Origin of the sequence: Avrilella dinanensis (assembly GCF_002807015.1) — a bacterium.
In the GTDB taxonomy this organism is placed as follows: Bacteria; Bacteroidota; Bacteroidia; order Flavobacteriales; family Flavobacteriaceae; genus Flavobacterium; species Flavobacterium dinanensis.
The window spans coordinates 677,169-690,474 of sequence record NZ_NIPO01000001.1; the positions used below are offsets into that span (position 1 = coordinate 677,169).

At 35.6% G+C, this 13,306-nt stretch carries 12 protein-coding genes; 8 read left to right on the plus strand and 4 right to left on the minus strand.

All coding sequences use genetic code 11. The annotated features are described in order from the left end of the window. Position 1: 1 nt before the first annotated feature. Genes CDL10_RS03335 through CDL10_RS03350 form a run of 4 tightly spaced genes read left to right on the plus strand, consistent with a single transcriptional unit; the run spans position 2 to position 4,611 of the window. Positions 2–1,246, plus strand: coding sequence for a polysaccharide biosynthesis protein (locus CDL10_RS03335; protein ID WP_100677228.1), 1,245 nt, complete (start codon positions 2–4; stop codon positions 1,244–1,246). Continuing rightward, a complete protein-coding gene (locus CDL10_RS03340) occupies positions 1,243–2,649 on the plus strand; it encodes an O-antigen ligase family protein (RefSeq protein WP_100677229.1) in 1,407 nt (468 codons plus the stop codon). Before CDL10_RS03335 ends, CDL10_RS03340 begins: the two co-directional genes overlap by 4 nt. 19 nt (positions 2,650–2,668) lie before the next feature. Beyond that, positions 2,669–3,418 carry a glycosyltransferase family 2 protein gene (locus CDL10_RS03345; RefSeq protein ID WP_165772974.1) on the plus strand — a complete coding sequence of 250 codons (750 nt, stop codon included), beginning with the start codon at positions 2,669–2,671 and terminating at the stop codon, positions 3,416–3,418. A 2-nt stretch (positions 3,419–3,420) separates the two neighbouring features. Beyond that, positions 3,421–4,611: an O-antigen ligase family protein gene (locus CDL10_RS03350; protein WP_100677231.1), complete on the plus strand. Its 1,191-nt coding sequence runs from the start codon at positions 3,421–3,423 to the stop codon at positions 4,609–4,611. Positions 4,612–4,617: 6 nt separating this feature from the next. On the opposite strand, the gene CDL10_RS03355 is transcribed toward CDL10_RS03350, so the two are convergent. Further along, complete coding sequence (locus tag CDL10_RS03355; protein WP_100677232.1) at positions 4,618–5,703, minus strand: glycosyltransferase; 1,086 nt, start codon at positions 5,701–5,703, stop codon at positions 4,618–4,620. A gap of 159 nt (positions 5,704–5,862) precedes the next feature. On the opposite strand from CDL10_RS03355, the gene CDL10_RS03360 reads away from it, so the two are divergent. Beyond that, positions 5,863–7,551 carry a DUF6056 family protein gene (locus CDL10_RS03360; RefSeq protein ID WP_100677233.1) on the plus strand — a complete coding sequence of 563 codons (1,689 nt, stop codon included), beginning with the start codon at positions 5,863–5,865 and terminating at the stop codon, positions 7,549–7,551. A 12-nt stretch (positions 7,552–7,563) separates the two neighbouring features. Here CDL10_RS03360 and CDL10_RS03365 read toward each other — a convergent pair whose 3' ends face one another. Further along, positions 7,564–8,508 (minus strand): glycosyltransferase family 2 protein, encoded by a 945-nt coding sequence (locus CDL10_RS03365; RefSeq protein WP_100677234.1) that lies wholly within the window; start codon positions 8,506–8,508, stop codon positions 7,564–7,566. 166 nt (positions 8,509–8,674) lie between these two features. Between CDL10_RS03365 and CDL10_RS03370 the strand changes: the two genes are divergently transcribed. Further along, positions 8,675–8,785, plus strand: coding sequence for a 30S ribosomal protein THX (locus tag CDL10_RS03370; RefSeq protein ID WP_100677235.1), 111 nt, complete (start codon positions 8,675–8,677; stop codon positions 8,783–8,785). Positions 8,786–8,905: 120 nt separating this feature from the next. Further along, the gene (locus tag CDL10_RS03375) at positions 8,906–9,661 is read left to right on the plus strand and encodes an META domain-containing protein (RefSeq protein ID WP_100677236.1); all 756 of its coding nucleotides are present in this window, start codon (positions 8,906–8,908) and stop codon (positions 9,659–9,661) included. A gap of 3 nt (positions 9,662–9,664) precedes the next feature. Here the strand turns inward: CDL10_RS03375 and CDL10_RS03380 are convergent, their stop codons facing one another. Together CDL10_RS03380 and CDL10_RS03385 are read right to left on the minus strand one after the other, a co-directional pair. Further along, entirely contained in the window at positions 9,665–10,111 is a 447-nt protein-coding gene (locus CDL10_RS03380) for a DUF6314 family protein (protein WP_100677237.1), read from the minus strand. Positions 10,112–10,117: 6 nt separating this feature from the next. Continuing rightward, positions 10,118–11,395 carry a branched-chain amino acid transport system II carrier protein gene (locus CDL10_RS03385; RefSeq protein ID WP_100677238.1) on the minus strand — a complete coding sequence of 426 codons (1,278 nt, stop codon included), beginning with the start codon at positions 11,393–11,395 and terminating at the stop codon, positions 10,118–10,120. Between the two features lie 153 nt (positions 11,396–11,548). Between CDL10_RS03385 and CDL10_RS03390 the strand changes: the two genes are divergently transcribed. Continuing rightward, positions 11,549–13,237, plus strand: a complete 1,689-nt coding sequence (locus tag CDL10_RS03390; protein WP_100677239.1) for a glutamine--tRNA ligase/YqeY domain fusion protein — start codon at positions 11,549–11,551, stop codon at positions 13,235–13,237. Positions 13,238–13,306: the final 69 nt, after the last annotated feature.

The following is a 13,306-nucleotide window of genomic DNA, read 5'->3' on the forward strand; positions in this document are numbered from 1 at the left end:
TATGTCAGTTTCATTGTTTGCCGGAAAAATAAAATCGTTTGTAAAAGAACACCTGTCTTTTCTTGTTATTGTAATAGGAGGGCTGTCTTTTTTGTCGGCAAATGTGTTGTTAAAAGAAGTATTGGACGAAACTGCATACGGTATATATTCACTGATAGTCACTTTCATTTCGATAGTTTATATATATGGTTTGTTAGGTTTCGAGCAGGTTTTTCTCAGGTATTCCAGCTACATTAAAATCAACCGAATAGCCACCCAGAAAAGTTTTTTAAAATATATTTACGCCATAGTGATAGTGGCTTCTGCCGTTGCCTTGCTGGTTTATATCCGGCAATATGCCCAATATTACGACAATATATGGATAGTAGCTTTGGCTGTTGCCGCGACGATATACTCGCTGTTTTTGTTTAATATGTTCCGGTTAAACCACGAATTTGTGAAGGCACAGCTTTTAGCCAACTCATGGAAAATAATATTACTGTTTTTGGGGTTGTTTTTTTGGTTATTGGAATACAAAGATGTTGATGTGCTAATTGGGTTGCTATTAGGAACCATCATAATCATTACGGTTTTTACAGGAATAGTCGTCTTCAACAAAATCAAATTTGATTTTGAAGAAATGTTGCCTAAAAAAGAAACGAATCTCTCTTTTTTTCATTTTTTTATTTCCATATCGACACTTTCTTTGTTGCTTTTCGGTGACAGGCTGATTGTGGAAGAGCAGTTGGGAGTAGTGATGTTGGGAGATTATTTCTACTTGTGTAATTTAGTTTTGGCACCATACACCCTGTTGCAGAGTTATGTCGGTTTTCGCCAGTTGATACAATTTAAAGATGATTTTTCATTGAAAAAATTTAAAAAATTCAATAAGCAAATAATCCTTTTTAGCATTTTGCTAAGTTTAGGAATTGTAGCGGCAATATATGTTATCGCAGCATTTGATTTGCTCAACTTTGGTTTTCGTGATTATATTACGACTATTGTTTTGCTTATTATTCTTGGCGTTATCCGGTTGTATTCTGCATCAATTTTATCAGCATTTGAAGCCAAAACATCAATTCATACATTAAAAAAAACGAATATATTAGTTATTATTATATCAGTAGTGTTACTGATAATTTTTATCGGTTTTTTCCATACCTTAAACAGTATAATTACAGGATTTATACTGCTTTGGTTTAGCCGTACAATGATTTACAGATATATGCTAATCAAGCAAATAAAAGAATACACAACAGAAGAATGATTACGCTAAAACAAATATACACGCTATTGTTTCTGTTGGGGATATTCTTTATTCCCTTCAACGAGTTTGACGGGCTTTCGTTTCTGGGGGAATATAAAGACGAAGCGGCATCATACTTTTTTCTGCTGGGATTTGGTGTTGCCATAACAGAAAACGTTCTTGCCAAGAAAATCTATTTCCCTTATAAAAACCCGTTGATTGTCATATTAATTTTGTTTATTCTCTGGACATTTTTGTCCACAATGATAAATTATGGAACAGTTTCGACCAGTTTTTATAAGCAAACTTCGGGAATTAACCGATATATCAGGCAAACCATTTCTTTGTTGATTTCAGCAGGTTGTTTCACTTTTCTTTTCTGGAATGTAATCAAAGATTTAAGCATCGTCAAAAGTATCAGGCTGATTCGGAAAGTAATCTTATACAGTTTCATTTTTGTCTCGGTTTATGGCTTTATAGAGATTGCTATTGTCTTTTTCGGAATGGGATTTTTGAAACCTGTTTTGAGCTTGTTTGAATTCTTTCCTTTTGTGAACAACTCTCTTCACACGGGGCATCGGGTCGGGATTTCATCGGTAACCTACGAAATTCCAGCTTTGGGTAACTATCTGATTTTCGTTACACCATGGATGTTGAGCTACATTTTTACTGAAAAAAAAGTGATGAGGTTTGCTCCGATAACAATCATTTTAATACTTACCTTTTTCTCAGATGCAAGAGCAGCTTTAATAGTCATTTCAATGCAATTGTTTTTATTCTTATTGGTTTTATTGCACGATGAAAGATTCAGGTTGCAGACTATCAATATATTAAAAATAGGTGCGGTGGCCGTTTTTGCTATTCTCATGATTAAAGGTAATGCTATTATAAATACAGCAGAAGAAAAACTTGATAGAATTAATTTCTCTAAAAATCTCACACAAAGTATCTCCAATAAATCGAGGTTTGGAATGCAATATGCTGCTTTGGAGGTTTTTAAAGAAAACCCTGTTTGTGGAGTAGGTTTTGGACAAGGTGCTTATCACATGGTACCTCATTATCCTTATTGGGCGACAGCGAACAATTGGGAGTACAGTTATATGTATAAAAATCAACAATATAAATCTTTTCCTCCACAATATAATATGTACACCCGGTTATTGGCAGAAGCAGGCATTGTCGGCACCATACTGTTTACTATTCTGGTCGCATTACCGATTTATTATTCCCTTTTATTATGGACAAAAGCCTCTTTCCGAAACAAATACGTTGGAGTCATTTTATTGCTCTCTTTTATTGGTTTTGCAGTAAATTGGTTACAAATTGATTTTTTCAGACAATATGGTTTTTGGCTGTGTTTGGCTCTCCTCGTAAAAGCCTTAATAGACTTTAAAAATAAAAGCACTACATTTGGAACATACTGAATATAGCATATCGGTGGTTGTGCCTAATTATAACTCAGAAAATACATTACGCAAATGTATTGAGTCTGTTATTGTACAAACGCTAAAGGTAGGTGAGGTTATTATTGTTGACGATGGTTCCACTGACAACTCAAGAAGTATTATAAAAGAGCTGCAGGATCAAAATCCTAAAGTTAATATTATCTCTTATTTTCAGGAAAATCAAGGACCTTCTGCAGCCCGGAATAAAGGAATAGAAATTGCCTCGGGAAACTGGATTGCGTTTTTAGATACAGATGATTATTGGGTTGCGGATAAGATGCAGGTTCAGTTGGATTTTCTCCAAAAAAATCAAGATATAGTTTTAGTAAGTGGAGGCTACAACAAATTATTTTTTAAAGACACAATTCTGTATAAGGAGATAACATTCAATATGTTATGTGCTAAAAACTATTTTGAGACACCTTGTGTATTGGTTAAAAAAGATGTGCTAACTCGCTACCCGTTTAATGAACATCAAAAGTACTCGGAAGATTACAGAGTTTGGTTACAAATAGGCAAGAATCATAAAATGGTTTATATCAATAAGCTTTTGAGCTTTAATATCAACAACAAAAGACCATTTGGCGAATCGGGTCTTTCGGCAAATTTGTGGAAAATGGAAAAAGGAGAACTCTCAAACTTTAAATTTATTTATCAACGAGAGATGATTTCATTTGGACAATGGTTTCTTTATTCCTCTTATTCCTTTTTAAAGTTTATCAGACGTTACCTGATTTCTAAATTATAAAAATGAAAAACATCAATAAAATATACAATTATATTTTTCTGCTTTTTTGCTTTATTATACCTTTTGAGCATTCTGCAAGAGCTTTGCCTAATATTATTTTGGTGGTGCTTGTTCTGCTTTTTCCTTTTCAAAACTATAAAAAATCAATTCAACAACTCAAGAAAGAGTTTATCGCCATATTTTTATTTATTGCAATTATAGCAGGAAATAGTTTAGTGTTTCAACGTTGGGAGGATTTTAATTTGATACAAAGGCTGTTGTATATTCCTTTGATTTTAATACTATTTTCCCCTATAAAAAATATAAAAAGTAGTTTGTTGGCATTCGTTTTAGGAAGTTTTTCTTTGCTGTCAATTTCAACAACTTTGATTGTAATAGAAATCTCAAAAGACAGTAGTTTTGCTTTAGCAAATGGTGCTCAGGTTAACGATTTGCTTTTCGGTCATCGACCTTATTTGGGCTTTATGTATTTGATGAGCACTTATTTTGTTTTTTACTTAGCGACTACTACAATCAAAAAATACTATCGTATCTTATATGTTACTATGGGTATTGTTTTTATTAGTTTTATATTTTTGATTGCCGCTCGTTTGTCTGCCCTTACTGTGTTGATTTCTACTTTAATTGCTGCTTTTTATTTTGCCAAGAAAATAAAGCTCAATCTAAAATGGTGGCTGCTCGTTCCTTTATTCTTTGTAGTGTTGATGTATAATTTATCTGACAATTTGTCCAAGCGGTTTTTTATTGGCGATGAAAAGGTAAATTTTATCACGGCAGAACCAAGATATTATATATGGGATTGTGCTTATACAATTATGTCGGATAATCCGAAAGAAATTGTTTTTGGTAAAGGATATTATCAGACCGAAAATGACCTTGCGTTGTGTTATCAACAAAAAGAAAATTATTTAGATGCCGAACACAAACAATGGTTTATTGACAGTAAATTCAATACACACAATCAGTTTTTAGATTTTTATCTAAGCCAGGGAATAATTGTTTTGTGTTTGAGTTTGTTGTTTTTCTGCTATTTATTTATAATTGGTCGGAAAGATTTTTTCTCTGTTTGTTTGCTTGTGGCAGCCTTGTTATTTCTTTTGGTAGAAAATGTTTTGACCAGGCAATTGGGGTGCATATTGATTGCTTTCTTACTTTGTTTTGTGTTCCATCGAAAGTTACAACCAAAAGAGTGATTATGATTATTTTTCTTTAAACAGGGAAGCCAGAGCCTTAAAATTCTCATTCATATCGAAATATTTTTGGCAGGTTAAATAGCTGGTTTTACCCATTTCTTGATGGCTTTGTTGCATGATTTCAAAAATGCTGTCGAGTTCATTTATGTTGTCAAACAAGAAGCCGTTTTCACCACTATGAACGATATCTTTATTGCCAATAACTCTTTTAGCCACTACCGGTTTCCTTAAAGCCATAGCTTCGAGTACCGCCAATGGCAAGCCTTCCCATAGCGATGTTTGTAAAAAAACATCTATTTTATTGACCCATTCGTAAACTTCCTCTGAGGTGTAAAACCACCCTGTAATCCTGATATTTGGAGCTGTTAGTGCTTGATATAGCTCTCCGTCGCCTATCCAAATAAAATTGTACTGAGGGAAACGCAAAGCAATTTCGTTAAATAGTACAGGGTTTTTTTGCATTGTTATTCTTCCGACAATACCAAATGTAAGCACATTGTTATTATACGAATGATACTTTGCCGCAACTTTAGGAAAATCAATCCCATTCCTTACTAAAACCGATTTACCAAAGCTTTTGGCTATTTCATATTCCGTGTCGCCACAAGCGATAGTCGTTCCGCCAAAAAATCGCTGAGAATATTTTTCAATAAATTTATAGAGTCTTCTTTTTGAGGCTGAAATATCCTGACGCAAAAATGAATAACCATGCGGAGTATAAAACACTTTTTTCTTATTGGCAAAGAGCAAGCTGTTGGCAAATCTTCCAAGTACGCCTGCTTTGGAGGAATGTAAATGAATGATTTCCGGATTCAGTTTCTTCAAGAGTTTTCTGAGCTCTAAAACCGAGCGAAAGTCTTTAATCGGCGAAAGCTCGCGAACCATATCAATTTCAACCAGATTGACATTTTTAGAAAATTCCTTTTTGATGTTTTCAGGAATAATTTCTTTGCGTTTACTGCTATAGATAATGGTTGTTTCAATTTCTTTAGCGATTTCTTCCGAGCCAAAAAAGTGGGATAAATTTTTAAAATAGGTGTACACACCTCCACCAAGGGCTTCTACAATATGTACGACTTTAGTTTTATCCATCTTCTTGAAAAAATTGCACAGCAAAGGTATAAAAACAAAAGATTCTTTTAAGCAAAAACTATTCGCCTTTGTCGAAATCAATAATAAATAAGGTATGTTTTTCCAATAGGAAAAATGAAGTATCTTTGGAAATATTAACAGAAACAAGAAATTCAGTTTATGTCAAAGAAGAAAGCGTTGTATATATTAACAGGTTCAATTTTTGCTATATTAGCCTTTATTATTCATTTTTTCACACCATTACATTCTGATGATTTTTTCTATGAAATGAGAGGACTTTCTTTGGAGAAACAATGGGAGCATTATTTGGGGTGGAGCGGAAGGCTTGTAGCAAATTTCATTACTCCTTTGATTTTAGTGATTAAAAACAAAGTGCTCATTGCAGTAGTTCAGTCTGTGGGGTTAATTGCATTGTTTCACTATTTGTCACAATTGCCAGAAATGGCAACCAAATTTGAGTCCAAATACCCTAAGTATTTAAAATTTATTCTGATTTCGTCACTTTTTTGGCTTTTTCACCCAGCTTTGGGACACGCAACATTCTGGATAGCAGGCTCGGCAAATTATTTGTGGACGAATCTTATTGTTTGTATTTATCTGGCAGCATTATTGAATTACTACTACAAAGATAAATTTTCTTATGCCTTGTTTTTCCTGGCTTTAATTGCCGGTTGTTCAAATGAAAACACAGCTCCTATTATTGTTGGGTTTACCTTTTTGTTGCTACTTTCAAAAGCATTTACAGACAAAAAAATAGACCTAAAGTTGGGAGTAACTTTTGTTTTCAATGCAATTGGCGGAGCATTACTCATCTTGTCTCCCGGAAATCAGGTAAGGCTGCAGCGAACCGAAGACTTGACAGGTTTAAAATGGAGAGATTTGTCTTTGATGGAAAAAATAAGCAAATTTGATAGTAATTACTGGGAGTTTTTAAAATATCCTATATTACTTTTAGTTATATTTTATCTGATTATTTATCTTTTTCAGCCTGTGGAGTTTTTTAGGAAAGACAAAAAAATATCATTTTTAAGTATCTCTATAATATTTGCTTTAGGTTCTTATGCCTCTGATTTCATGATGTTTTTATCACCGCAATATCCGCCTCGTTCAATGTCTGGAGCATTTATTTTTTTGTTAATAGCTATTTCTTTTGCCCTAAGCCACATTATTCAGTTAGCTGGGAAACAAGCGAAAGTAAAGCACCTATATTACGCTTTTACTCTCTTTTTCTTGTTTCTTTTCGGAAAAGAATATTTTATGAATATTCTGCCTTTGTATAATAGTGCATTTCAGCAGAGTAAAGTACAGCTGGCTATAGTAGAAGAATTTAAAAAGGAAAATCTGAAAGATGTGAAAATTCCTCGTATTCATTTTGATTCAGATTATCCCGACCGTATCATTTTTGACCGGTACGAAGAACCAACAGCTTATGCCGAATATTACGGTTTGGATAAGGTAGCGTTTTATTCGTTTGATTTTGATATTTCCAAATTAGGAAAAAGTAATAGTTTGGTTGAAAATAAAAATTTGATGACCGAAAACGGATTGAGAAATTTATATATGTACAGTACACACAAAAAAACTCATTTTGCTGTTGAGTTATCAAAAAAAGAAGTGGATAATTTAAAAGAGAATTACAGAATGTTTTTCCATGTTTTTGACAAAAGTAATAATTACCACAATTTTGATATAGGAACTATTGAACCGATTTTGTACAATGGAAAATACTTTATTATTAACCATGTGAATTTTAGAACGCAAAACATAAAAAAAATCAATTTTGGTTATTTTGAAGTTTCCGACTGGAAAATCAGATATGCAGAACAAATTGTAGAATTGAAAAAATAGAAGAGTTTGATTTTATTCTTGCAAATCATTTTTCTTCAAAACCTTTTTAACAATATATTTCGGTCGGCGTTTACTTTCCAGATAAGTTCTGCCCAGATATTCGCCCAAAACACCGATGCCGATAAGTTGCACACCGCCAAAAAACAAAATGGCTACCATTAGTGAGGCGTAACCGGAAGCATTAATCCCGAAAAACACTTTTTCAATAATGATTTTGATGCCGTAAAGAAAAGAAATCAATGCGATAAAACTACCGAAATAAGTCCATACTTTCAGCGGAACGGTCGAGAACGAAGTAATGCCCTGTACGGCGAGATTCCACAATTTACGATAATTAAACTTGGTTTTTCCTTCCGTTCTGTTCGGACGTTCGTAAGCGACAATGGCTGTTTTAAAACCAACCCAGCTCATCACCCCCTTCATAAACAGCTGGTTTTCTTCGAGCTTAATAATTTCATCAACCACTTGTCGGGTCATCAGCCTGAAATCGCCTACATTTTCTTCCAGGCGAATTGAAGATACTTTATTGTTTAGCCGATAAAACCATTCAGCCGAAAAACGTTTGAAAAAAGAATCATTGTTTCTGCTACTTCGCTTTGCTAAAACCACATCGGCACCTTGTTCGTATTTTTCAATCATCGGAAAAATTACCTCAAAAGGGTCTTGCAAATCAATATCCATCGGGATAACGATATCGCCCGAACTGTGTTCTAATCCGGCAAACAGAGCGGACTCTTTTCCGAAATTTCGAGAAAAAATCACGGAGCAGATAAAATCATTTTCTTCTGTCAGTTTTTGTATGATTTCGGGCGTTGCATCTCTACTTCCGTCATCGACAATAATCCATTCTGTTTGGTAATTTTTTAGTTGTTGTTTAAACACCAAGAGATGTTTGTGGAAAATAGAAACAGTATTTTCTTCGTTAAAAACAGGTGTTATGATACTGAGTTTTTGCATAGAATGTTTGGAAAACAGTCAAAAGTAACCCTTTTTGCGTAAAAACAAACCTAAAAATAGACAAAAAATAGATTTTTGATGGGCTTGTAGTGTTTGGATTTTGCCTTCTGCCTTTAAATTTCGTATATTTGTCTGCTAACCACAATAACCACAAAATTTTTATCTAATGGGAAAAGGAGACATGAAAACAAAAAGAGGGAAAATTATCAGTGGAAGTTACGGAAAGTTACGCCCTCGCAAAAAGAAAGCAGGAACAAAAACTGCTGAAACCAAATAGCAAAAAACGCCAATTTATTCGAATTGGCGTTTTTTTATATCTAAAGGCTATATGTGAAAAATTATTGTAATCTTTGGCACGCCGATTGCTACATAGGTAGAGAACAAAAATAAACAGAAAATGAAAAAAGTTTTTTTTAGCATATTTTTCATGCTTATTGCAGTTGTAGGAGTTGCCAATGTTCCGTTCGGAACAAAACTCACATTGACCAAACTCAACGGAAACAATGTAGAATCAACCAATGTTTACCTGACTATTGACAAGGAAAAAAAAACCATTTCCGGAAAAAGTGGTTGCAACACTTTTGGTTTGGATTTTGAATCAAAAAAGAACAACGACGCTTGCATCAAAACAGGCTTGCCGATCGGAACGATGATGGCTTGTGATGAGGAAACAATGAAGTTGGAAGCCGAATTCTTAGAGACAATTAGAGAACGCAAATTCAAAGTGAAAACCAAAGGAAACAAAGTGCAGTTCAAAAACTGGTGGGGTAAAACTATTATGGAATTTGAGCAACAAACTGATGAAAGCGTTTGGAACTTTATCGAAAAAAACGACTGGAAACTGATTATGCTGAACAATGTAGGAAAAGACTATGGAAGAGCCTCGATTAAGCTGAATGTAAAAGAAAAATTAGTTTCCGGTCACACAGGTTGCAATGGTTTTTCCGGAACGTTCGAGAGCGACGGTAATCACATTTCGTTTGACCACATGAGAACTACTTTAATGGCTTGTCTGGACGAAGAAGCTAACCAAACAGAAAGAACATTTCTGGACGTACTTTCGGGTAAAAAACTGCGTTTTGACCTGGCTGACCAAACTTTAAATTTCTACGACGGAAATCGTTTGGTAATGATGTTTGGGCTGGTTAAATAATTTCTATATCCGGCGGAAAAATGTATGAATAAACATATCTTTTTTCGGCCCCTGAATACGGGTTTCTAACCGAAAACTGTTACCGTCCGTAAGAAAATACTTCCCGTCATAACCATCTGCTACACAAAGATGCTCACAAACAGATTGTATCAGTTGTTTTTCTTTATCATAGATATACTGCTGATACAGTTTGCCTTTATCCATGCCATCGTTGAAAAAAACCGTTATTTTTTCTTGCTCAAACCCATACAAAAAACTGCGATGAAAAGGTAGTTGCTTTTGATTTTCTGCTAAAATAATAAATCCCGATTCGTTGTAAATCAATTTGTTGTCTGATTCGCTGGGCATGAAAACAGCCTCACCTTCGCCTTGGGCATAAAGCGTTTCTGCATGATATATTTTCCGAGTAAAATGCCACCTACCGGCAAAAAAATCTTTACTGTTTTTCAATGAAATTTATTTTCTTCGAGTAACAAAAAAACTTATCCAGAATCCAATGAATGAAGGAATCAGCCATTCGAGTTGATATTTATACAGAGGTAGTGTTTCTGTGAGCGAATGAGAAACTTCGGTCGAAGAACTTATTGTTGCCCACAATCTTACTATGGAAAAACCGGTAGTAATAATCAACGCGGTTAAATAAGGTATTTTCGATACAATATTTCTTCCGAATAGTAACACAGTCAATACCAAAGTGAGTGTAATCGGATAAACAAAAGCGAGTATCCGTCCGGCATAATTAGTAATTTCTTCCACCCCGTTGATAGCAAGAATGACCGAAATCATCGTACACATAATGACTCCTTCGGCATAACCCATCTTTTTGTTGGTCAAGCGGTCAAAGAAGTTAGCAACTGCTGCCGTAAGTGCTATTGCGGTGGTTAATCCGGTTAAAATCGCTAGTATGGTTAACAGGTAAATACCGTTTCCATTTAACATGTTTTGAGCGATACTTACCAGAAAATTACTCAATCCGGCTGAACTTTCCATATTTGTCAAACTTCCGAGCAGGAATAGACCTCCATAGAAAATTAGCATTAGCACAGCTGATAATATGCTTGATTTAAATACAACTTCTTTTTTGGAAAATTCGTCGGTGTAACCTCTGTTTTTTGCCCCACTGATTAATATAACGGCAAAAATAACCGCCCCGAGAACGTCCAAAGTGTTGTAACCTTCGATAAAACCGGTCGAAAAGGCATTTGTCATACTTTGCTGATTTCCACCACCAGAAGAAAAAAGTCCTAATGCGATAAATACAGCCAGCAAGAGAATTAATGCAGGAGCCATATAGCGTCCGATTATTTTAATTGTTTTATCGTAAGAAAAAGAAAGCGTAAGCACACCGGCAAAAAACAACACCAATGCCCATACATTTTGTGCCTCAGGATTGAGCGGTAAAACCGCTGTTTCATAAACAAAAGCACCGGTTCGAGGAATGGCAATCAATGGACCGATGCACAAAACAATGATTGTTGCCAATATGTAACCCACTGTTTTGTTGGCTCGTTTTCCTAAGTCGGTAAAATAGCTTCCGGAATATAAAACTGCCCAGACGGCTAATAACGGAGCAAAAACACCCATAATCGAAAATCCGGAATAAGAAAGAAACCAATCTTTTCCGGCAACAAATCCGAGGTGTGGCGGCAACAGCAAATTGCCTGCACCGAAGAGCATGGCAAAAATAGCCATGCCTAAAACCAATATTGAACGATTTTTTTTGTCGATAGCCATGATAAATATTTCTTAATTTTTTCAAATATAATAAATTGAAAGCAACTGACAGCCAATCATTTTGAATAATTCGTTTTTTACACAAGAAATTGGCGAGCAAGTGAACAGATTCTCAGAAAAAAATGGTAAATTCGCCCTTCTAAATCAAGCATAATGTCAGTAAAAGAAAAATCGCTTAATTTTATAGAACAAATCATCGAAGACGACCTCAAGGCAGGCTTGGACAAAAATGCTTTGCGTTTCCGTTTTCCGCCTGAGCCAAACGGATATCTTCACATCGGACATGCATCGTCTATTTGCCTTAATTTCGGTTTGGGGCTTAAGTATGAAGCACCGGTAAATCTACGTTTTGACGATACCAATCCAAGCAAGGAGGAGCAGGAATATGTTGATGCTATCAAACGCGACGTGGAATGGTTAGGATTCAAATGGGCTTCCGAGTGCTACGCGTCCGATTATTTTCAGCAGTTGTATGACTGGGCGGTGGAATTGATTAAAAAAGGAAAGGCTTATGTCGATAGCCAATCCTCTGAAGAAATTGCCCGTCAGAAAGGAACGCCGACGCAGCCAGGTGTAGATTCGCCGTACAGAACTCGTTCGGTGGAGGAAAATCTGGATTTGTTTGAAAAAATGAAAAACGGCGAATTCAAGGAAGGCGAGCATATTCTCAGAGCAAAAATTGATATGACTTCTTCCAATATGCTGATGCGTGACCCGATTATGTATCGGATTATCAACGCTAACCATCATCGCACAGGCGACCAGTGGCATATTTATCCGATGTATGACTGGGCTCATGGCGAAAGTGATTACGTCGAACAAATCTCTCATTCGTTGTGTACGCTGGAGTTTTTACCTCATCGTGAATTATATGATTGGTTTTTAGACCAGATTTATGAAGGAGGAAAAACCAGACCTAAACAGCGGGAATTTGCCAGAAGGAATCTCTCACACACAGTGGTTTCCAAACGAAAATTATCTCAGCTCGTTTCGGAGGGTCATGTGACTGCTTGGGACGACCCACGAATGAGTACCATTTCCGGTATGCGTCGCAGAGGCTATACCCCGGAAGCCATTAAGAATTTTGCAGAAACCATTGGTATTGCCAAGAGAACCAACTTGATAGATGTTTCTTTGCTGGAATACTGCGTTCGGGAAGATTTGAACAAAAAAGCCAATCGGGTAATGGCGGTGCTTGACCCAGTTAAGCTCATTATCGATAATTATCCGGAAGGCGAAGAAGAATGGTTAGATGCTGAAAATAATCCGGAGGAAGAAGAAATGACTTACCGCAAAGTGCCTTTTTCCAAGGAATTATATATTGAAAGAGAAGATTTTCTGGAAAATGCAAGCAGAAAATTTTTCCGATTGACCATTGGTAAAGAGGTAAGGCTGAAAAATGCCTATATCATTAAAGGCGAAAGCGTTGTGAAAGATGCAGAAGGTAACATTACCGAAATTCATGTTACCTTCGACCCCGATTCTAAATCTGGTAGCGGTACTGAGGCATCGCAACGAAAAGTGAAAGGAACGATTCATTGGGTATCATCGGCTCATGCTTTGGAGGCTGAGGTTCGTTTGTACGACAGATTGTTTACTCATGAAAACCCTGACGGAAACAAAGAAATTGATTTTAAGGAATATATCAATCCAGATTCACTTCAGGTAATTACGGCTTATGTAGAGCCAAGCCTGAAAACCGTTCAGCCCGAAGATAAATTACAGTTCCAGCGCATGGGATATTTTACCGCAGACAAAGATTCTACCGCAGACAAATTAGTTTTCAATAAAACAGTGGGACTAAGAGATACCTGGGCTAAATTGGAACAAAAAGAGGGATAGAAAATAATTTTCATAAATTTTACCTGTTACGGATATGTCAAATATTTCACTGGCATATCCGTAACTGGC